We start from the raw sequence: 19,412 nt of genomic DNA on the forward strand, positions 1-19,412 counted from the left end.
CGATGGTGGTCACGCGGCATCTGGCCAGCCTAGGCCGAGCCGAGCGCCTTGCGAATCCTCTGGTCGCTGACCGGCTGGCGAGTGCCGAGGTGCTGGGCCCACAGCGACACGCGGTATTCCTCGAGCAGCCACCGCGCCTCACGGAGCGACGCGGTCAGCGGCATCCCCTCGGGCAGCGCCTCGACGCGGTGCAGCCACGCCTGCTGCAGGTCGGCGATCTGGTCCATCAGCTGCCGGTCGCGCGCCACCTGCGACTCGAGCCGCTCGCGGCGGTGGACGACGGCGGCGAGGTAGCGCGGATACTCCCGCAGTACCGCCGGCCCGGCCTCGCCGACGAAGCCCGGTGCCATCAGCCGGGACACCTGGGCGCGCATATCGGTCAGGGCCGGCAGCGTCATCAGGTCGGCCCGCCCGGAGAGCACCTTGTCGGCGGCGCGCCACGCGTCGAGCACGCGCACGACGTCCTGGATGACGAACGGCAGCTGGGCGTCGAGCTCGGTGCGTGCGGCGGCGACCAGCGCGTCGTACGCCGCCTCGTCGCGCACGACCGGCCGCGCGTCGACCACGGAGCCGACGAGGGCGGCGCGGATGTCGTCGAGCAGCTCCGCTGCGGAGGAGTACGGCGAGCCGGCCAGGGCCAGCATCGACCGCTGGTCGACCCCCAGCTTCTCCAGCTCGCTGGTCGAGGTGCGAGCGGAGCGCGCCTCGAAACCATCGAGCGCGAGCAGCACCAGCCGGCGCACGCCCAGCCGGTGGTGGGCGGCGGCCTCCTCGGCGGAGCCGAAGACCTGCACACCAGCGCTCTTCCCCTCGTCGACGAGCGCCGGGTAGCCCTTCACCTCGTGGCCCGCACGCCGCTGCACGAACGACTCCTCGAGCGTCCCGAACGTCCACGACGTCTGGCCGGTGGCGCTGACGCCGGCGTCGGCGGCGACCTCGGCGATCGCGTCGGCGAAGGCCGGGCGCAACGGCTCCTTGAGTGCCTCGAGGTCCTTGCCGCGGGCGGCCTCACGGCCCGCGTCGTCGACGACGCGATAGGTCGGCTGGAGGTGCGCCGGCACCTTCGACCAGTCCCACGCCTCGCGCGGCACGACCACACCGGTCGTGGAGCGGCACCAGCGCTCGAGCGCGTCGAGCAGTGGCTCCTCCCCCGGCGGCACGGCGGCGAGGAACTCCCGCGCCTTGTTGGGCGCCGGCACGAAGTTGACCCGCAGCTGCTTGGGCAGGCTGCGGATCAGCTCGGTGACGAGCTCCTCGCGCAGGCCCGGCACCAGCCAGGAGAAGTCGTCGGCGTCGACCCGGTTGAGGGTCGCGACGGGCACCTCGATGGTGATGCCGTCGTCGGCGGTGCCCGGCTCGAAGTGGTAGCTGATCGGGAAGGTCAGCCCCTCGTCCTCGGAGTCGCGCCACTGCGTCGGGAAGTCGGCCTCGCGGATCTCCTCGGCCGTCTGGTGCGTGAGCATCGCGGGGTCGAAGGTGAGCAGGTCGGGCCGCTTCTGCCGCTCGCGCTTCCACCACTGGTCGAAGTGGGCGCCGCTGACGACCTCGCGGCCGACCCGCGCGTCGTAGAAGTCGAACAGTGTGTGCTCGTCGACGACGATGTCGCGCCGGCGGGCGCGGTGCTCGAGCTCCTCGGCCTCCTCGAGCAGTCGCTGGTTGTGGGCCCAGAAGCGATGCCGGGCGGCGCCCTGCCACTCGCCGTACACGAGGGCGTGCCGGATGAAGAGCTCGCGGGCCAGCTCGGCGTCGACCTTCCCGAAGTTGACGAGGCGGTCGGCGACCAGCGGGACGCCGTACAGCGTGACCTTCTCGTGCGCCATCACGGCGGCGCGCTTGGCGCTCCAGTGCGGCTCGGACCAGGACCGCTTCACCAGGTGGGCGCCGAGCCGCTCGGCCCACTCGGGGTCGATCGCGGCGCACTGGCGGCCCCACAGTCGCGAGGTCTCGACGAGCTCGCCGGCCATCACGAAGGCGGGGTTGCGGCCCTTGAGGGTGCTGCCGGGGAAGATCGCGAAGCGGGCGCCGCGGGCGCCGACGTACTCCCGCATCGGCCGCCTGCCCGACGGCCGCTCCCCGGGTCGCGGCTTCTCGCGCTCCTCGAGCGCGCCGATGTGGGAGAGCAGGCCGGAGAGCAGCGCCTGGTGGATGCCGTCCGCGTCGGGCTGGTCGGCCGGGTGGCCGAGCTCGATGCGCATCTCCTTGCACACCTGGCGCAGCTGCGACTCGAAGTCCTGCCACTCGCGCACGCGCAGGTAGTTGAGGTGCTCGCGCTTGCACATCCGGCGGAAGGCGCTGCCGGAGAGCTCGCGCTGCTGCCTCTTCAAGTGGCGCCACAGGTTGAGCCAGGTGAGGAAGTCGCTCGACTCGTCCTTGAAGCGCGCGTGCAGCTGGTCGGCCTGCGCCTGCTGCTCGGCCGGGCGCTCACGAGGGTCCTGGATCGAGAGGGCCGCGGCGATCACGATCACCTCGCGCACGCAGCCGAGGCGCTCGGCCTCGAGGATCATCCGGCCCAGGCGCGGGTCGATGGGGAGGCGGGCGAGGCGGCGGCCGAGCCGGGTGAGGCGGGGGCCGTTGGGTCGATGGTCTCGACTTCGCTCGACCGACCGACCCGGCTGGTCGAGCGGAGTCGAGACCCCTAGGGCGCCGAGCTCCTCGAGCAGCTGCACGCCGGCGGTGACGTTGCGGCGGTCGGGCGGCTCCACGAACGGGAAGCGAGCCAGGTCGCCCAGTCCCAGCGAGGCCATCTGCAGGATGACGCTGGCCAGGTTCGTCCGCAGGATCTCGGGGTCGGTGAACTCCGGCCGCCCCTCGAAGTCCTCCTCGCTGTAGAGCCGGATCGCGATGCCGTCGGCCACGCGGCCGCAGCGGCCGGCCCGCTGGTTGGCCGACGCCTGGCTGATCGGCTCGATCGGCAGGCGCTGCACCTTGGTGCGCAGGGAGTAGCGGCTGATGCGCGCGAGCCCCGTGTCCACGACGTACCGGATGCCCGGCACGGTCAGCGAGGTCTCGGCGACGTTGGTGGCGAGTACGACGCGGCGCACGGTCGAGGGATGGCTGCTGAAGACCCGGTGCTGCTCGGCCGCGGACAGGCGCGAGTAGAGCGGCACGACCTCGATCCGGTCTGTGATCTGCGAGACGACCTCCGCCGCGTCCCTGATCTCCCGCTCGCCGGGGAGGAAGACGAGGATGTCGCCGGGTCCCTCCGCGGAGAGCTCGCGGACGGCGTCGACGATCGCCTCGGTCTGGTCGCGCTGGACCGGCTCGCCCTCCTCGTCCTCCTCGGGCAGCTCGAGCAGCGGGCGGTAGCGGACCTCGACGGGGTAGGTGCGGCCGGAGACCTCGACGACGGGGGCGTCGAAGTGCTCGGCGAAGCGCTCCACGTCGATGGTCGCCGAGGTGATGATCACCTTCAGGTCGGGCCGTCGCGGGAGCAGGCGCTTGAGGTAGCCGAGCAGGAAGTCGATGTTGAGGCTGCGCTCGTGGGCCTCGTCGATGATGAGGGTGTCGTACTTCTTCAGCTGCCGGTCGCGCTGCAGCTCCGCGAGCAGGATGCCGTCGGTCATCAGCTTGACCCGGCTGGCGCGCGAGGTCTTGTCGGTGAAGCGCACCTGGTAGCCGACCAGCTCGCCGAGCTCGGTGCCCAGCTCCTCGGCGATCCGCTCGGCGACGCTGCGCGCGGCGATCCGCCGCGGCTGGGTGTGGCCGATCAGGCCGCCGCCGTGCTCCCGCCCGGCGCCACGGCCAAGCTCGAGGCAGATCTTGGGCAGCTGGGTCGTCTTCCCCGAGCCGGTCTCGCCGGCGACGATGACGACCTGGTGGTCGCGGATGGCCGCCGCGATGTCGTCGCGGCGGAGGCTGACCGGGAGCTCGGGCGGGTAGGAGATCTGCACAACGGGCGACATTCTCGCCCACCCGGGCAACCGGTTTCAGCGGTGGCCGACGGTCAGCTGTTGGAGGAGTCTGTGGGGCTCTCGCTGGGGGCGGGAGAGGTGTCCTCGTCGTCGGGGGTGGTCGACTCGGGCAGCTCACCGGGCGGCGCGGGCGGGAAGCCCCGCTCGTCGAACCGGCCGAACGGGCCGCCGAAGTCCGGCCGGCCGCGCTCGAAGCCCATGCGCCCGTGGTCGCCAGGGCCGTCGCCGTCCACCAGCACGCCGATCGCGGCCCCGCCGAGGCCGCCGAGGAGCAGCGCCGCAACGGTCGCGGCCGCGAGCGCCTTGAAGCCGAAGGCCCGCTCCCGCAGGCGGGTCCGCGCTGAGGGGACCGGCTGGTCGGCGTGCGCCGCCGCCGCAGGCGTGTCGGCCGGCGGCTCGGGCCTCGGGTCAGCGGGCCGGTCGGCGGGCTGGTCGGCGGGCTGGCCGGGCTGGATCGGGCGGGTCTCGTCGTGATCGCTCATGCCGACCACGGTCGCGACCCAGCCTGTGCAGGGCCTGTGCGGACCCGATGACCTCCGTGTGAGCCGCTTCGGCGGGATAGTCCGTGACGATCGGACCCTTCCGGGGCCCGGATGAGGGTCCGATCGTCACGGACTACCCCGGCACGGCACCGACCACTCGGACAAGATGGGCCCATGGACCCGAGCCGCTCCGCTGACTCCCTCACCGACGGTGCGCCGGTGCGTGAGGCGGTGCGCGCCTACGCGGCCATCCAGCCCGGCCTGCACCGGGCGACGGACCGCTTCGTCGAGCTCGTCACCACGCTCCTCGACGACGCGGGCATCAACTACCTCAGCGTCACCGGCCGCGCCAAGAGCGTCGCCTCCTTCGCCGCCAAGGCCGCCCGCACGGTCGACGGACGACCCCTCTACGCCGACCCGATGCGCGAGATCACCGACCAGATCGGGGTCCGGGTCATCACCTACGTCCACAGCGACGTCGCCGCGGTGGCCGAGGTGCTCGACGACCAGCTGCGGGTCCTCGACGACCGCGACATGGGCGAGGAGACCGCGCGCGAGGGGCGCTTCGGCTACGCCAGCCGGCACCTGGTGGTCGCGACCGACGACGCCACCGCCTCGGCATACGACGACCTCCGCGACCACGTCGCGAGCGTGCAGGTGCGGACCGTGCTGCAGCATGCGTGGGCGGAGTTCGAGCACGACATCCGCTATAAGGGCAACGTGCCGGAGGAGCACGCGCCCGACCTCGACCGGCGGTTCACGCTGGCCGCGGGGCTGCTGGAGCTGGCCGACCGGGAGTTCGAGACGATCCGCGCGCGGCTGCAGGCGGCCGCGCCCGAGACCCACCCGGCCGCTGACCCCAGCGATCCGCGGATCAGCGGGCAGGAGCTGGCGACGTTCCTGGCCGGGCAGTACGCCGACGCCGGCTGGTCGCACACCGACCACTACGGCTGGATCGCCGGCCTCCTCCTCGAGCTCGGCATCACCTCGCTCGACGAGCTCGCCGGACTGCTGACGTCGGTCGATCCGGACGCGCTGATCCGGCGGATGGGCTACAAGCACCCCACCGGCGCCGTGCGGCGACTCGACGACGCGCTGCTCGCGATCTTCGGGGAGCAGTACGTCGACCTCAAGGGCAACGCGCACCGGGTCCCGCAGCTCACGGCGCGCCTGGAGAAGCTCCGCGGTCCCGAGTCCGCGGCCTAGCGGTCCTTCTCACAGCCCGCTCACAGGCACGCCCGGCAGGATGTCGGCCATGGACCTGACCCGCCCCGACGGCTCCCCGGTGCGCGTGCTCGTCGTCGACGACGAGGTCAACATCGCCGAGCTGCTCGCGATGGCCCTGCGCTACGAGGGCTGGGAGGTGCGGATGGCGCACACCGGCCGTACGGCGGTCGCCGAGTCCGCGGACCTCGACCCGGACGTGGTCGTGCTCGACATCATGCTGCCCGACTTCGACGGACTCGAGGTGCTGCGCCGGATGCGGGCCACGCGCCCCGCCGTACCCGTCCTCTTCCTCACCGCCAGGGACGCCGTCGAGGACCGCGTCGCCGGCCTGACGGCGGGCGGCGACGACTACGTGACCAAGCCGTTCTCCCTCGAGGAGGTCGTCGCGCGGCTGCGGGCCCTGCTGCGGCGCGCCGGCGCCCACCGGCAGGAGGAGCGCAACGTCCTGGTCGTCGGCGACCTCACGCTCGACGAGGACAGCCGCGAGGTCTTCCGGGAGGGCGAGGAGATCACGCTGACGGCGACGGAGTTCGAGCTGCTGCGCTTCCTGATGCGCAACCCGCGGCGGGTGCTGAGCAAGGCACAGATCCTCGACCGGGTCTGGCACTACGACTTCGGTGGCCAGGCCAACGTCGTGGAGCTCTACATCTCCTACCTCCGCAAGAAGATCGACGCCGGCCGCGCACCGATGATCCACACGATGCGCGGAGCGGGATACGTGCTGAAGCCATGAGGACCCTGGGCATGAGGACGCTGACCTCCCGCCTCGTCGTCACGGCCGTCGCGCTCGTGGCGCTGGTCGCCCTGCTGATCTCGGTGGCGACCACGCTGGCGATGGCCGCCTACCTGCGCGGGCAGCTCGACGACGACGTGCGCGGCACCCTCATGCTCACCTTCGGCGACCGGGCGGTGCCCCCCGGGCCGGCTGGTCACCAAGGCGACCGGCCAGGCGGCCCACCTGACCGCGACGGCCAACGGCTCGGATCGCTCATTGCCGTCATCGGGTCGGACCACGTCGGGGGCGAGGTCGTCACCTCGGGCGTGGGCGGCCTCGGCTCCCGGGAGTCCCTCGACGACGAAGCGCTGACCCGGCTGAGCCGCGTGCCCACCGACGGCGAGGGGCACGAGGTCCGGCTGCCCGGCCTGGGCGCCTACCGCGTCGTCGCGGTCCAGCGCAACGGCACCCAGCTCGTCGCGGGCCTGCCTCCCGGCAACGTCGACGACACGCTCGCGTCCCTCATCACCTGGGAGATCGTGCTCTCCCTCCTGGGCGTCGCGGCCGCCGCGGCGGCCGGCACGATCGTCGTACGCCGCCAGCTGGCGCCGCTGCGGGAGGTGGCCGCCACCGCCCACCGGGTCGCGGAGCTGCCGCTGTCGGAGGGCGAGATCGCCCTCGACGACCGGGTGCCGGCGCGGCTGACCGACGAGCGCAACGAGGTCGGCCAGGTGGGATCGGCGCTCAACACCCTGCTCACCCACGTGGAGTCGTCGCTCGCGGCGCGGCACCGCAGCGAGCAGCAGGTGCGGCAGTTCGTGGCGGACGCCTCCCACGAGCTGCGCACGCCGCTGGCGACGATCGCGGGCTACACCGAGCTGGCGCGGCGGCGACCCGAGGCGACGCCGACCGCGCTGGACAAGGTGGAGTCGGAGTCGGCGCGGATGACCGCGCTCGTCGAGGACCTGCTGCTGCTCGCGCGGCTCGACGCCGGCCGGCAGCTGGCCGCCGAGCCCGTCGACCTGACCCAGCTGCTCGCCGAGGCGGTCAACGACGCGCGGGTGGTGGCGCCCGATCACCACTGGCGGCTCGTGCTGCCGGACGAGCCGGTCGAGGTGACCGGCGACGGGGCCCGACTGCACCAGGTGGTCACCAACCTGCTGGCCAACACGCGCACGCACACCCCCGGTGGCACGACGGTGACCGTGACGGCGACTCCGGACGGGCTCGAGGTGCACGACGACGGGCCGGGCTTCCCGCCCGATCTCGTCGAGCACGCCTTCGAGCGGTTCGCCCGCGGCGACGCGGCCCGGTCGCGCGAGGGCGGCGTGGGCCTCGGCCTGGCCCTGGTGCAGTCGATCGTCGCGGCGCACGGCGGCTCGGTCTCGCTGAGCAGCGAGCCCGGCGACACGACCGTCCGGGTCTCCGGCCTCCGCTGACCCGGCTCATCTGCACACGAAGCACGCGCCGAGTCGGCGCATCTGCACACGTCACACCCGCCGAGTCGGCTCGTCTGCACACGAGACCAGTGCCGAGTCGGCGCAAGTGCCGCGCAGATGCGCCGACTCGGCGGTCCCAGCGCGTGCAGACGCGCCGACTCGGCGGTCCCAGCGCGTGCAGACGCGCCGACTCGGCGGTCCCGGCGCGTGCAGACGCGCCGAGTCAGGCGAGCTCGACCAGCGTCGGCAGCGAGAGCGCGAGCAGCTCGACGACCCGGTCGCGGGTGAGGTCGCCGGGGTCGGCGGCCCAGGTCACGACGACCTCCTCGGCCATCGCCGCCCACCCGCGCAGCAGCAGCCGGGTGACCGGGGTGTCGGGGATGATCTCGCCCTGGGCGTCCTCCCGGAAGACCCGGTCGATCAGCGCGTGCCGCCCCTCCTCGTAGATCTCCCGCATCACATCGGTGCCGCCGGCGGCAGCGCGCACGAGCGAGACGTAGCCGGCGTAGTTGTCGCGCACGTAGTCGACGTAGACCCCGACCGAGGTGAAGAGGCGCTCGAGCGGCTCCCCCTCGGCGGGCGGCGCGGTCTCGGCGACGAGCTGGTCGACGGCGTGGCGCACGACGGCCTCGCGGAAGCCCTGCAGGCTGCCGAAGTAGTGGTAGAGGAGGCCGCGTGAGACGCCCGCCTCGTCGGCGAGCAGGTCGATCGTGATCGCGTCGATGCCGTGCCGGGACAGGAGGTCGGTGCCGAGCTCGAGCAGCTGGGTGCGGCGCTCGTCAGGCGACAGTCGCGTCCGGCCTGTGGCTGTGGTCACCCGCCCATCTTATTGACGATCATTCAATAGCGCCAATACGTTAGCCCCCATGAGTCTCGACACGCTCGACGGCCGGGAGGCCACGGTCCTCCCCACGCACGTCACGCACCTCGTCGTCGGCGCCGGCTTCGCCGGTGTCGGTGCCGCCATCAAGCTCGACGAGATCGGCGAGCGAGACTACCTCGTCCTCGAGAGGAGCCAGGACGTCGGCGGCACGTGGCTGGACAACAGCTATCCCGGTGCGGCCTGCGACGTCCCCAGCCCGCTCTACTCCTACTCGTTCGCGCCCAACCCCGAGTGGTCGATGTCCTTCTCCCCCCAGCCGGAGATCCAGGCCTACCTCCGCAAGGTCGCGGAGCGGGCCGGCATCCTCGACCGCTTCCGCTTCGGTACGACGCTGGAAGAGGCGCGCTGGGACGAGGACGCCCAGCTCTGGCGGATCCTCACGTCGGCCGGTGAGCTGACCGCGACCACGATCATGAGCGGCTCGGGCGGCCTGTCCGCGCCCAAGCTGCCCGACATCGAGGGCATCGAGGGCTTCGAGGGCGAGCTCTTCCACTCTTCCCGCTGGGACCACTCCGCCGAGCTCGCCGGCAAGCGGATCGCGGTCATCGGCACCGGCGCCAGCGCGATCCAGATCGTGCCGGAGCTGCAGCAGATCGCCGGCCGCCTCGACGTCTACCAGCGCACCGCACCGTGGGTGATCCCCCGCCACGACCGCGCCTACACCGGCCTGGAGAAGTTCCTCTTCAAGCGCGTGCCCGCCATCCAGCGGGTCTACCGCACGGCGATCTACTGGGGCCGCGAGCTCTACGTCCCGGCCTTCACCTGGCAGCCGCGACTCGCCGCGCCCGCCAGGAAGATGGCGCTCGCCAACATCGACAAGGGCATCTCCGACCCCGAGCTGCGCGCGAAGGTGACGCCGGACTACCAGATCGGCTGCAAGCGCATCCTGATCTCCAGCACCTACTACCCCGCCCTCGAGGCCGACAACACCGAGCTGGTCACCGACCGCATCGCCCGGGTCACCCCGACCGGCATCGTCACCGCCGACGACACCGAGCGCGAGGTCGACGTGATCGTGGTGGCCACCGGCTTCCACACCACCGAGCAGCCGATCGCCGAGCACATCTTCGGCCGCGGTGGCCGCTCGCTGGCGACGGTCTGGGGCGAGGCGGGGATGGCCTCCTACAAGGGCACCACGACCCGCGGCTTCCCCAACTTCTTCCAGATCGTCGGCGCCAACACCGGCCTGGGCCACAGCTCGATGGTCTTCATCATCGAGTCCCAGCTCGCCTACGTGACGTCCGCGCTCCGCCGCCTGCGCGCCGAGGGCTTCCCGGCAGTCGAGCCGCGGCGGCAGGTGCAGGACGAGTGGAACGCCGACATCCAGAGGCGGATGAAGCGCACCGTCTGGAGCGCCGGCGGCTGCGCCAGCTGGTACCTCGACGCCCACGGCCGCAACACCACGCTGTGGCCGCGCACCACGTTCACCTTCCGCCGGCTGCTCAGCGACTTCGATGCCGACGCCTACGAGGTCGAGGCCCGCACCGCTCCCCTGCCGGGTCTCGACTCCGCTCGACCAGCGGGTCTCGACTCCGCTCGACCAGCCGAGGAGGTCTCCGCATGAAGTCGCTCCAGGACAAGGTCGTCGTCGTCACGGGGGCGGCCTCGGGCATCGGCCGCGCGGTCGCCGTCGAGGTCGCCCGCCAGGGGGCGCTGGTCGCGGTCTCCGACGTCGACCGGGCGGGCCTCCGCGAGACCGTCGCGCTGGTCAAGGACGCCGGTGCCCCCGACGTCCACTCCGCCCCGCTCGACGTCTCCGACCGCGCCGCCTTCGCGGCGTACGCCCGGGACGTGGTCGCCCACTTCGGCCGGGTCAACGTCGTCGTCAACAACGCCGGCGTAGCGCTGGCGGGCGACTTCGAGGACCTCGACTACGCCGACATGGAGTGGATCGTCGGCATCAACCTCTGGGGCGTGGTGCACGGGACCAAGGAGTTCCTGCCCCACCTGATCGCCTCTGGCGACGGCCACGTCGTCAACATCTCCTCGCTCTTCGGGCTGATCTCCATTCCCGGCCAGAGCCTCTACAACGCGACGAAGTACGCCGTGCGCGGCATGTCCGAGGCGCTGCGCGAGGAGATGCTCGTCGCCGGCCACCCGGTCGGGGTCACCGTCGTGCACCCGGGCGGCATCAAGACCGCGATCGCCCGCAACGCCCGCGTCTCCGACAAGCAGGACGCCGAGGCGACGGCCGACCTGTTCGACAAGAGGCTCGCCCGGATGACACCGGAGAAGGCGGCCCGGATCATCGTGCGAGGCATCCTGAAGGACCAGGCGCGCGTGCTCGTCGGCATCGATGCCCACGCGCTGCACCACTTCGCCCGGCTCACCGGCTCGCGCTACCAGGACATCGTCGCCGCGGTCGCGGGGCGCACCGTGAAGACCAGGAAGGCTGTGCTGACCGAGAAGGACCTCGACGAGTCGGTCATCCCCTGACACTGAGCCGGTCGGACTGGGGTAGAAACGCCCCATGAGCCGCAGCCTGGGGGACGCCGTGCGCGTCGAGCTGTCCAAGTGGGGCGACCGGCCGCACTGGGCCTACGACGCGGTGTGGCTGGGCGAGGACGAGTACGGCGAGTGGCTGGGGTTCCCGGCCGGCACGCGCTTCTCCCGGCCGGGCAACTCCTTCGTCGGCCAGTGGGACCACGTCGGTCTCGCGCCGGCCTCGGTCGACGGCGCGCCGCCGTGGCACCTCGCGACCTTCTACACGACCGAGGGGCCATCCTGGGACGAGCTCGGTGGCGCCGCGGTCCAGGTCTACATCGACATCGCGACCCCGTGGGCCTGGGACGGGAACGCCCTGCGTGCCGTCGACCTCGACCTCGACGTCATCCGCGGCTTCAACGGGCAGGTGATCGTCGACGACGAGGACGAGTTCGCCGAGCACCAGGTGGCCTACGGCTACCCGCCCGAGGTGGTCGCCGCCGCCCGGGCCTCCTGCGACCGGATGCTCGAGGCCGTCCGCGCAGGCCACCCGCCGTACGACGGGTGCCACCGCCGCTGGCACGACGCCCTGGCCGCGCTGAGGCGTGTCTAGCGCGGGCGGCCCTTGGCCCGCAGCGGCCCGACGAGCCGCGGCCCGGCGAGCCGGTCCTCGAGCCGGCGGGCCTCCTTCTTGAGCGGCTGCGCGACGTACTCCCCCAGGATCACGCCCGAGGCCAGCGCGATCGCCACCGAGGCGGCGGTGATCATCGCGAGCAGGCCCATCGAGGTGCCCGAGCCGCCGTCTGCGAGCAGCGACAGCCCGCGGTAGATGGACAGACCCGGCAGCAGCGGCACGATCGCGCTCACCGCCACCACGAGGGGCGGCACCCGCACGCGGCCGGCGACGGCGTAGGCGACCAGGCCGACGAAGAACGCGGCGAGGCCGGCGGCCCACGTGCGGCCGATGTCCTGGGCGATCACCAGCGCGTGGATCGCCGTCGCCCCGGAGGCGATCAGCGCGATCGGGGCGAGCGAGCGGCGGGGCGCGTAGGAGGAGAAGGCGAACGCCGCGGCCGCGACGGCCGACCCCACCACCACGATCGCCAGTCCCTCGACGTCGAGCATCCGGCCAGGGTCGAAGCGACCCACCGAGACCCCGAACAGCGCGCCGACCGAAAGGCCGCCGCTGACGCCCGCGATGATCCCCGCGGTGGCCATCATCGCCTCGATGATCCGGGCGCCCGACGTCACGTAGAACCCGGTGAGGGCGTCCTGGATGGCGCCCATGAAGCCGATGCCGGCCAGCAGCATGATGATGTTGGCGGTGACCACCAGGGACGGGTCGGCCGGCAGGTCGGTGGAGGCCACGCCGACAGCGAAGAGCGTCGCTACGAAGCCGCCCGCCACCTGCAGGTAGAACGTCGGGAGGCGCCGTCGCGACATCAGCAGCTGGAGCCGGTCGATGGCGGCGGCGGCCAGGAACGCCGTGCCGGCGACCACCACGTTGCCGCCGAGGAAGAACGCGACCGCGGCACACATGACGCCCCAGCCGAGGGTGATCGCCCACCGCCTGCGGCTGCGCGGAACGGAGACGATCGTGGCCATCTGCGAGCGCGCGAGGAAGAGATCGAGCCTGCCCGCCAGCACGTCGCGGACGAGGTGGTCGACGCGGGTGAGGATGTCGTAGTCGATGTCGCGCTGCTTGACCTGGCGCAGCAGCACGATCGGCGGCTCCTCGGGCGAGCGCTGGTAGCTCATCGAGAGACCGGTGAACGTGACGTCGGTGTCCGGCCGCCGCAGGCCGAGGTGGTGCGCCACCGACTGCATGGTGGCCGTGACGTCGGCCGCGCCCGCGCCGGAGGAGAGGAGGACCTCGCCGATCCGGAGGCACAGGTCGATCGTCAGGTTGAGCTCGCGCACCTCGTCGTCCACGCGGACATGGTGTCAGGGCCCCTCGCGGCTCGATGAGCCTAGGCTGGTCGCGTGCGCATCGACTTCCACGCGTCGCCCACGCCCACGCTCGGCGTCGAGTGGGAGCTCGCCCTCGTCGACCGGTCCAGCCGCGACCTGGTCAACTGCGCCGCCGACCTCTTCGCCTCGGCGAGCGGCCGCCTCGACGACCCCGGCAAGCTGCACAAGGAGCTGCTGCGCAACACGGTCGAGATCGTCAGCGGCGTCTGTACGACGGTCGCCGAGGCCATGGACGACCTGCGCGCGACCACGGCGACCGTGCTGGGGGCCGCCGACGAGATGGACCTCGACCTCTTCGGCGCGGGCACGCACCCGTTCGCGAAGTGGTCGGACCAGCATCTCACCGAGGGCCCGCGCTACGAGGAGCTGATCAACCGCACCCAGTGGTGGGGCCGCCAGATGCTGATCTGGGGCGTGCACGTGCACGTCGGCATGCCCGAGCGCGACCGGGTGATGGCGGTGCTGGCCTCGCTGCTCGACACCTACCCCCACCTTCTCGCCCTCTCCGCGAGCTCGCCGGTCTGGGCGGGCCAGGACACCGGCTACGCGTCCAACCGGGCGCTGATGTTCCAGCAGCTGCCCACCGCCGGGCTGCCGTTCACCTTCGACACCTGGGAGCAGTTCGAGGAGTGCATCGGCGACCAGATGACCACCGGCGTCATCGAGAGCCTGCACGACGTGCGCTGGGACATCCGGCCCTCGCCCCACCTCGGCACACTGGAGCACCGGGTGTGCGACGGCGTCTCCGACCTCGGCGAGCTGACCGCCCTCACGGCGCTCGTGCACTGCCTCGTCGTCGACCTCGACACCCGGCTGGCCGCCGGCGAGCACCTGGCCACCCTGCCGCCCTGGCACGTGCAGGAGAACAAGTGGCGGGCCGCGCGCTACGGGCTCGACGCGATCGTCATCCTCGACACCAAGTCCCGGGAGCGGCTGGTCACCGACGACCTCGACGACCTGCTCGAACGGCTGGAGCCCGTCGCCCGGCGTCTCGATTGCGAGTCGGAGCTGCGCACGGTCGCCGACATCCCGCGCCGTGGCGCGTCGTACCAGCGCCAGCGGCAGGTCGCCCACGAGTCGGGCGGCGACCTGGTCGCCGTCGTGGACTCGGTCGTCAGCGAGCTCCGCGAGTCGCTCTAGTCACTCGTGACACCGGCACGGCCCCGTCGTTGGTCGCGTGACGACCCACGCGCCGCGTCCTTCACTTTCGGTCCCGTAGACGCGAGGATCGGCCCAGACCCCGAGGAGGCCCCTGTGGCGACGCCCATCGACCCCACGTCAGCCGCGTTCCTGGTCGCGGAGAGCCGCACCCAGCCGATGCACGTGGGCGGGCTGCAGCTGTTCCGCAAGCCCGAGGGCGCCGGACGCGACTATGTGCGCCAGGTCTACGAGCAGCTGTCCGCGCCCCAGGAGATCGCGCCCCTCTTCCTCAAACGCCCGCACCGGTCGATGAAGACGGCGGGGCAGTACGTGTGGATCGAGGACGACCACTTCGACATCGAGCACCACGTCCGCCACAGCGCGCTGCCGAAGCCCGGCCGCGTCCGTGAGCTGCTCGAGCTGTGCTCGCGACTGCACGGCCAGCGGCTCGCCCACGAGCGGCCGCTGTGGGAGGCGCACGTCATCGAGGGGCTGCGCGACGGCAGGGTGGCGCTCTACACCAAGACCCACCACGCGCTCGTCGACGGCGTCTCCGCGATGCGGCTGCTGCAGAGCGTCCTGACGACCGACCCCGAGCGGCGCGACATGCCCGCACCGTGGGCCAGGCGGGAGTCCACCCGGCCGCCGAGGGAGCCGCAGGACGCGGCGTCGGTGCTCGACCTGCCGGCGTCGGCGTTCCGCACCGCCCTCGGCATCAGCGCCGAAGCCGCGGGAATGCCGGGCGCGCTCGTGCGCACCCTGGCCCGCGGCGTACGCAACGAGACCTCCGCGGTGTCCTTCTACGCACCGCGCACGATCTTCAACCAGCCGATCACCGGGTCGCGTCGCTTCGCCGCGCAGGACTGGCCGATCGAGCGGATGCGGGAGATCGGCAAGGCCACCGGCACCACGATGAACGACGTCGTGCTGGCGATGTGCAGCGGCGCGCTGCGCACCTACCTCCTCGAGCTCGACGCGCTGCCGGAGGCCGGCCTGGTCGCGATGGTGCCGGTGGGCCTGAACGCCAAGCAGGCCAACATCGCCTCCGCCGAGGGCGGCAACGCCGTCGGCTCGGTGATGGTGCAGCTCTCGACCGACCTGCCCGACCCGGCCGACCGTCTCGCCGCGATCCACACGTCGATGGTCGACGGCAAGGACGCGCTGTCGTCGATGACGCCGATGCAGATCCTGGCGATGAGCGCGATCGGCATGGCGCCCACGATCGTTTATCCGATCCTGGGGATGCACGGCATCATGCGACCGCCGTTCAACGTGGTGATCAGCAACGTCCCGGGTCCGCGGTCGGTGCAGTACATGAACGGCGCCCGCCTCGAGGGCATGTATCCCCTCTCCATCCCGATCAACGGCATGGCGCTCAACATCACCTGCACGTCCTACGACGGGAAGATGTGCTTCGGCCTCACCGGCTGCCGCCGCACCGTGCCGCACCTGCAGCGGCTGCTGGCCTACCTCGACGCCGAGCTCATCGCGCTGGAGAAGGTCGCCGGGGTGTGACACGGGCGGGCAAGCCCGCGGGGATCTCCTTGTAGCCCCCGCCGACCGCCTCGGCGACGGCCCGGAGCCGGGCCCGGGTGATGTCGGCGACCGTGGCCAGGCCGGCGACGTGGGCGTGCGACCCGGGGCGGGTCGGCTCGGCCGAGTTGACGGAGAGGCAGCGCCTGGTGCCGCCGTCCTCGGCGTTGGCGAGCGCCACGGCGTGGCCGGTGGTGCCGGAGCCGGCGAACGGGTCGACTACGACGACGTCGCTGGGCATCGTCGCCAGCACCCGCCGCACCAGCCCGGTCGGCTTGGGCGACTCGAACACCTTCCCCACCAGCGCCTTCAGCTCGGCGACCGCCGTGTCCGTGGAGCCGACCTCCTCCGACAGCCAGATCGTGCGCAGCTTCTTGCGCCGGCCACCCGGGGTGTCGCGGTGCAGCCAGTCCCGCTGGAAGACGTCGTCGCGCTCGCCCAGCCGGCCGCGGATCGTGCGGCAGACCAGGTCGTCTGCGCGCGCCTCGACGAGCGGCGCCGACCAGCGCCACACCGCGGGTGCGCCGTCGCCGAAGACCGGCCAGATCTCCCGGCTCCCCGGGAAGGGGGCCGCGGCCACGCGCCCGCTCGCCGGATCGCCGTACAGCGGGAAGTGCAGGGTGCGGGCGGTCGCGGGGTTGAACTTCTTGTTGGTGTTGCGCAGCGGCAGGTGCCGGAACCGGCGGCCGTCGGCGTGCGAGAGCGGGAAGTCGCCCTCGTCGACGTGGTCGGGGCTGCTGGCGTCGAGGACGCAGCGGCCGGCGTCGCGGGCGTAGCCCAGCAGGTATTCGTGGCTGGTCGCGAAGCCGCGCCCGAGCTGGCGGCCCTTGGGGTTGAGGTTGACGATCACCTGGGCGAGGAAGTTGGCCTCCCCGAAGACCTCGTCCATCAATAGCCGCAGGTGCGCGACCTCGTGGTCGTCGATGCTGACGAAGATCGCCCCGGTGTCGGCGAGCACCTCACGGCAGGCCTCGAGCCGCGGCCGCATCATCGCGACCCAGGCGGCGTGGCTGCCGAAGGTGTCGGCGTAGGCGAAGCCGTTCCCGGTGTTGTACGGCGGGTCGGTGACGACGAGGTCGACCGAGCCGGGCGGCAGGGTGGCGAGCACGTCGAGGTTGTCGCCCTCGACGAACGTGTTCCACACGCTCGAGCTCCAGCGGGCCGCCACGCCCGGCACGATAGCTTCCCCATCGGCCACCGCGGCACCTTTACATTGGAGCGCGTGTCCGCGCCCGCTCGTGCCCCTCTCCGCCTGATCCCAGCCACCCTGGCCGCCTCGGTAGCCGCTGCCCTGGTTGCCGGCTCGTTGGCGGCCGGCCTGCTGACCGCCCCGTCGGCCGGGTCCGCGCCCAGCGGCGCCGCGGCCGCGTCGTACGGCCCCGCCCCCGGCGCCGGCGACGGTGACCGTCCCGGCCGCCTCACCCCCGCCGAGCGCCGCGCGCTCCAGGACCTCGGCACCGTCTTCCGCCACCCCGGCCAGACCTCCGACGGCAAGCCCGGCCGCCTCGCGCCGCGCCGCGCCCAGGGGCGCACCTGCGTCGACTCGCTGCTGTCCGAGCAGACCTACCAGATCGCCCCCGGCATCACGATCCGCGAGTGGGACCAGTCGCAGCAGGTCACCGACCCCGCGTGCCGCGGCCCGGTGCGCCTCAACCTGCTGACCGTCGACCTCAACGCCGCCGACATCGGCTTCGACTACCTCGGCCCGAAGTACGTCGCCAAGCGCAAGCCGCTGAGCCGGATCGCCGCCCCCGAGGGCGTCATCGGCGCCGTCAACGGCGACTTCTTCGACATCTCCGACACCGGCGCCCCGCTGGGCATCGGCGTCGACCGCGAGCGCGGGCTGCTGCACGGAGCGAAGGACGGCTGGGTCGACGGCTCGGTCGGCAACGCGACCTTCTGGATCGACGACACCGGCCCCCACGTCGGCGCGATGGCCGCCAAGGTGAAGCTGAAGCAGCACCCGAAGTGGCCGATCACCAAGCTCAACGCCCCGACCGTCCCGCCCGGCTCGATCGGGCTCTACACGCCCGAGTGGGGCTGGACCAAGGGCTACTCCGTCACCGACGGGCAGAAATACGTCCGCGAGGTCGTGATCGTCGACGGCAAGGTGCGCTCCAACCGCCCGCTGCTCTCCAAGGGTCGCAAGATCAAGGGCCAGGTCCTCGTCGGGCGCGACGGCGCGGCGCGGCAGCTGAAGCGGCTACGCGTCGGCCAGCGCATCTCCTTCAAGACCAAGGTCCAGCCGGGCGCGCAGGTGGCGATCAGCGGCGACCGCCCGATCCTGCTGGGCGGCATCCGCACGGTCATCAACGACACGGTGATGCACCCGCGTACGGCGCTCGGCGTGGACGTCGACGGCCGCAAGCTCTTCCTCCTGGTCGTGGACGGCAGGTCGACCGCCAGCCGCGGCTTCACGATGGTGGAGCTCGCCAACACCCTGCAGCAGCTGGGCGCCGACGACGCGCTCAACCTCGACGGCGGCGGCTCCTCGACGCTCTACTCCCGCCTGCTGACCGGCGAGATGGGCCTCGTCAACGAGCCGTCCGACGGCCAGGAGCGCAACGTGCCCAACGGGTTCGGCGTCTACTACCGGGGCGCGTGGACCCCGCCGGTGCTGATCAGCCAGACGCCGGCGCCCACGACGCCGCCGCCCACGACGCCGCCGCCCGCCTGAGCCGACCGGCCGAGACGAGATGGCCCGCTTCACCCGGGCGGAGCTGGAAGCGTTCCGCGACGCGGTCGTGCCCGACCTGCTGGGCCCGGGACTGCGCCTGCTCTTCGTGGGCATCAACCCCGGCCTGTGGACCGCCGCGACGCAGACCCACTTCGCACACCCGGCCAACCGGTTCTACCCCGCCCTCCTGCGCGCCGGCATCATCGAGCGCCGCATCGACCCGGCCGCCGGCATGACCGACGACGACCGCGCCCACCTGATCGCCCGCGGCATCGGCATCACCAACCTCGTCCACCGCGCCACCGCCCGGGCCGACGAGCTCACGCCCGCCGAGCTCCGCGAGGGTGGCCTGGCCCTGACCGCCCTCGTCGAGCGCACTCGACCCCGCGTGGTCGCGGTCGCCGGCATCACCGCCTACCGCCAGGCCTTCGGCCTGCGCACCGCCACCGCCGGCCGCCAGCCCGCCGGGCTCGCCGGGTCCGAGCTCTGGGTGGTGCCCAACCCGAGCGGCCTCAACGCGCACCACACGATCGAGACCCTCGCCGCGGCGTACGCCGAGCCGGCCCGCGCCGCCGGCGTGCTCGGCCCTGTCGGTGGTTGAGGTGCGAGGAGCGCAGCGACGAGCCTCGAAACCACCTCACCCGGCCCGGTCGACCACGCCCTCGAAGACCTCGCCGTCCTCGACGATGAGCAGCGACCGCTGCAGCCCGTGGGCTGTCGCCAGCTCGAGGGTCCCGTCGAGCCGGTGCCGCGGCCGCAGGTAGGTCGCCACCAGGAACCGCAGCCACTGCGCCGCCACGCCGGGCAGCTGGGCCGACCCCGCGCCGGGCACCAGCGCGAGGCAGCACCCCTCCTCGCACGGCCGCCACGGGCAGGGTGCCGCGGGGCGGCCCGGCCAGCGGACCTCGGCGACGGCGGCCAGGAGGTACGCCGCGTCGTCGGGCTCGAGCGTCGGGGTGATCCGCAGGTGGTGGTGCATGGACGGACCATTCCCGCGCCGCGGCGTACTC

16 protein-coding genes are annotated in these 19,412 nt (G+C 72.6%); 10 read left to right on the forward strand and 6 right to left on the reverse strand.

From position 1 onward, the window contains the following. Positions 1 to 29 precede the first annotated feature (29 nt). Both hrpA and DDE18_RS17490 read right to left on the reverse strand, forming a co-directional pair. Complete coding sequence (gene hrpA / locus DDE18_RS17485; protein ID WP_116573526.1) at positions 30 to 3,902, reverse strand: ATP-dependent RNA helicase HrpA; 3,873 nt, start codon at positions 3,900 to 3,902, stop codon at positions 30 to 32. Positions 3,903 to 3,943: 41 nt separating this feature from the next. Beyond that, positions 3,944 to 4,393: a hypothetical protein gene (locus DDE18_RS17490; protein ID WP_133241257.1), complete on the reverse strand. Its 450-nt coding sequence runs from the start codon at positions 4,391 to 4,393 to the stop codon at positions 3,944 to 3,946. Positions 4,394 to 4,567: 174 nt separating this feature from the next. Here DDE18_RS17490 and DDE18_RS17495 point away from each other — a divergent pair, with 174 nt between their 5' ends. The 3 genes from DDE18_RS17495 to DDE18_RS17505 are packed head-to-tail and all read left to right on the forward strand — an operon-like array spanning position 4,568 to position 7,774. Next, positions 4,568 to 5,599, forward strand: coding sequence for a GTP pyrophosphokinase (locus DDE18_RS17495; RefSeq protein ID WP_281258403.1), 1,032 nt, complete (start codon positions 4,568 to 4,570; stop codon positions 5,597 to 5,599). A 49-nt stretch (positions 5,600 to 5,648) separates the two neighbouring features. Then, the gene (locus tag DDE18_RS17500; RefSeq protein WP_116573529.1) at positions 5,649 to 6,353 is read left to right on the forward strand and encodes a response regulator transcription factor; all 705 of its coding nucleotides are present in this window, start codon (positions 5,649 to 5,651) and stop codon (positions 6,351 to 6,353) included. Between the two features lie 11 nt (positions 6,354 to 6,364). Further along, complete coding sequence (locus DDE18_RS17505; protein ID WP_245916819.1) at positions 6,365 to 7,774, forward strand: sensor histidine kinase; 1,410 nt, start codon at positions 6,365 to 6,367, stop codon at positions 7,772 to 7,774. Between the two features lie 223 nt (positions 7,775 to 7,997). Here DDE18_RS17505 and DDE18_RS17510 read toward each other — a convergent pair whose 3' ends face one another. Beyond that, entirely contained in the window at positions 7,998 to 8,591 is a 594-nt protein-coding gene (locus tag DDE18_RS17510) for a TetR/AcrR family transcriptional regulator (RefSeq protein ID WP_116573531.1), read from the reverse strand. 49 nt (positions 8,592 to 8,640) lie between these two features. Here DDE18_RS17510 and DDE18_RS17515 point away from each other — a divergent pair, with 49 nt between their 5' ends. The 3 genes from DDE18_RS17515 to DDE18_RS17525 are packed head-to-tail and all read left to right on the forward strand — an operon-like array spanning position 8,641 to position 11,694. Continuing rightward, positions 8,641 to 10,221 (forward strand): flavin-containing monooxygenase, encoded by a 1,581-nt coding sequence (locus tag DDE18_RS17515; protein WP_116573532.1) that lies wholly within the window; start codon positions 8,641 to 8,643, stop codon positions 10,219 to 10,221. Then, on the forward strand, positions 10,218 to 11,093 hold the full coding sequence (locus DDE18_RS17520; RefSeq protein WP_116573533.1) for an SDR family NAD(P)-dependent oxidoreductase: 876 nt from the start codon (positions 10,218 to 10,220) through the stop codon (positions 11,091 to 11,093). Before DDE18_RS17515 ends, DDE18_RS17520 begins: the two co-directional genes overlap by 4 nt. A 34-nt stretch (positions 11,094 to 11,127) precedes the next feature. After that, positions 11,128 to 11,694 (forward strand): DUF402 domain-containing protein, encoded by a 567-nt coding sequence (locus DDE18_RS17525; RefSeq protein ID WP_116573534.1) that lies wholly within the window; start codon positions 11,128 to 11,130, stop codon positions 11,692 to 11,694. Here the strand turns inward: DDE18_RS17525 and DDE18_RS17530 are convergent. Next, positions 11,691 to 13,013, reverse strand: coding sequence for a threonine/serine exporter family protein (locus DDE18_RS17530; protein WP_116573535.1), 1,323 nt, complete (start codon positions 13,011 to 13,013; stop codon positions 11,691 to 11,693). The genes DDE18_RS17525 and DDE18_RS17530 overlap by 4 nt on opposite strands. A 51-nt stretch (positions 13,014 to 13,064) precedes the next feature. Here DDE18_RS17530 and DDE18_RS17535 point away from each other — a divergent pair, with 51 nt between their 5' ends. Then, positions 13,065 to 14,192 carry a glutamate--cysteine ligase gene (locus tag DDE18_RS17535; RefSeq protein WP_116573536.1) on the forward strand — a complete coding sequence of 376 codons (1,128 nt, stop codon included), beginning with the start codon at positions 13,065 to 13,067 and terminating at the stop codon, positions 14,190 to 14,192. Positions 14,193 to 14,306: 114 nt separating this feature from the next. Then, a complete protein-coding gene (locus DDE18_RS17540; RefSeq protein WP_116573537.1) occupies positions 14,307 to 15,707 on the forward strand; it encodes a WS/DGAT/MGAT family O-acyltransferase in 1,401 nt (466 codons plus the stop codon). Here the strand turns inward: DDE18_RS17540 and DDE18_RS17545 are convergent. Further along, positions 15,676 to 16,893, reverse strand: coding sequence for a site-specific DNA-methyltransferase (locus DDE18_RS17545; RefSeq protein ID WP_245916821.1), 1,218 nt, complete (start codon positions 16,891 to 16,893; stop codon positions 15,676 to 15,678). The genes DDE18_RS17540 and DDE18_RS17545 overlap by 32 nt on opposite strands. Before the next feature lie 54 nt (positions 16,894 to 16,947). Here DDE18_RS17545 and DDE18_RS17550 point away from each other — a divergent pair, with 54 nt between their 5' ends. Continuing rightward, positions 16,948 to 18,402 carry a phosphodiester glycosidase family protein gene (locus tag DDE18_RS17550; RefSeq protein WP_116573539.1) on the forward strand — a complete coding sequence of 485 codons (1,455 nt, stop codon included), beginning with the start codon at positions 16,948 to 16,950 and terminating at the stop codon, positions 18,400 to 18,402. A gap of 19 nt (positions 18,403 to 18,421) precedes the next feature. Further along, positions 18,422 to 19,003, forward strand: a complete 582-nt coding sequence (locus DDE18_RS17555) for a mismatch-specific DNA-glycosylase (RefSeq protein ID WP_116573540.1) — start codon at positions 18,422 to 18,424, stop codon at positions 19,001 to 19,003. 36 nt (positions 19,004 to 19,039) lie between these two features. Here the strand turns inward: DDE18_RS17555 and DDE18_RS17560 are convergent, their stop codons facing one another. Then, a complete protein-coding gene (locus DDE18_RS17560; RefSeq protein ID WP_116573541.1) occupies positions 19,040 to 19,381 on the reverse strand; it encodes a hypothetical protein in 342 nt (113 codons plus the stop codon). Between the last annotated feature and the right edge of the window lie 31 nt (positions 19,382 to 19,412).

The sequence above is a fragment of the Nocardioides gansuensis genome (genome assembly GCF_003076135.1).
Classification (GTDB): domain Bacteria; phylum Actinomycetota; class Actinomycetes; order Propionibacteriales; family Nocardioidaceae; genus Nocardioides; species Nocardioides gansuensis.

Excerpts from the sequence above, each read along its gene's own strand:
- hrpA (WP_116573526.1), bottom strand. The coding sequence starts at position 3,902 with ATGTCGCCCGTTGTGCAGATCTCCTACCCGCCCGAGCTCCCGGTCAGC.
- DDE18_RS17490 (WP_133241257.1), bottom strand. The coding sequence starts at position 4,393 with ATGAGCGATCACGACGAGACCCGCCCGATCCAGCCCGGCCAGCCCGCC.
- DDE18_RS17495 (WP_281258403.1), top strand. The coding sequence starts at position 4,568 with ATGGACCCGAGCCGCTCCGCTGACTCCCTCACCGACGGTGCGCCGGTG.
- DDE18_RS17500 (WP_116573529.1), top strand. The coding sequence starts at position 5,649 with ATGGACCTGACCCGCCCCGACGGCTCCCCGGTGCGCGTGCTCGTCGTC.
- DDE18_RS17505 (WP_245916819.1), top strand. The coding sequence starts at position 6,365 with ATGAGGACGCTGACCTCCCGCCTCGTCGTCACGGCCGTCGCGCTCGTG.
- DDE18_RS17515 (WP_116573532.1), top strand. The coding sequence starts at position 8,641 with ATGAGTCTCGACACGCTCGACGGCCGGGAGGCCACGGTCCTCCCCACG.
- DDE18_RS17520 (WP_116573533.1), top strand. The coding sequence starts at position 10,218 with ATGAAGTCGCTCCAGGACAAGGTCGTCGTCGTCACGGGGGCGGCCTCG.
- DDE18_RS17525 (WP_116573534.1), top strand. The coding sequence starts at position 11,128 with ATGAGCCGCAGCCTGGGGGACGCCGTGCGCGTCGAGCTGTCCAAGTGG.
- DDE18_RS17555 (WP_116573540.1), top strand. The coding sequence starts at position 18,422 with ATGGCCCGCTTCACCCGGGCGGAGCTGGAAGCGTTCCGCGACGCGGTC.
- DDE18_RS17560 (WP_116573541.1), bottom strand. The coding sequence starts at position 19,381 with ATGCACCACCACCTGCGGATCACCCCGACGCTCGAGCCCGACGACGCG.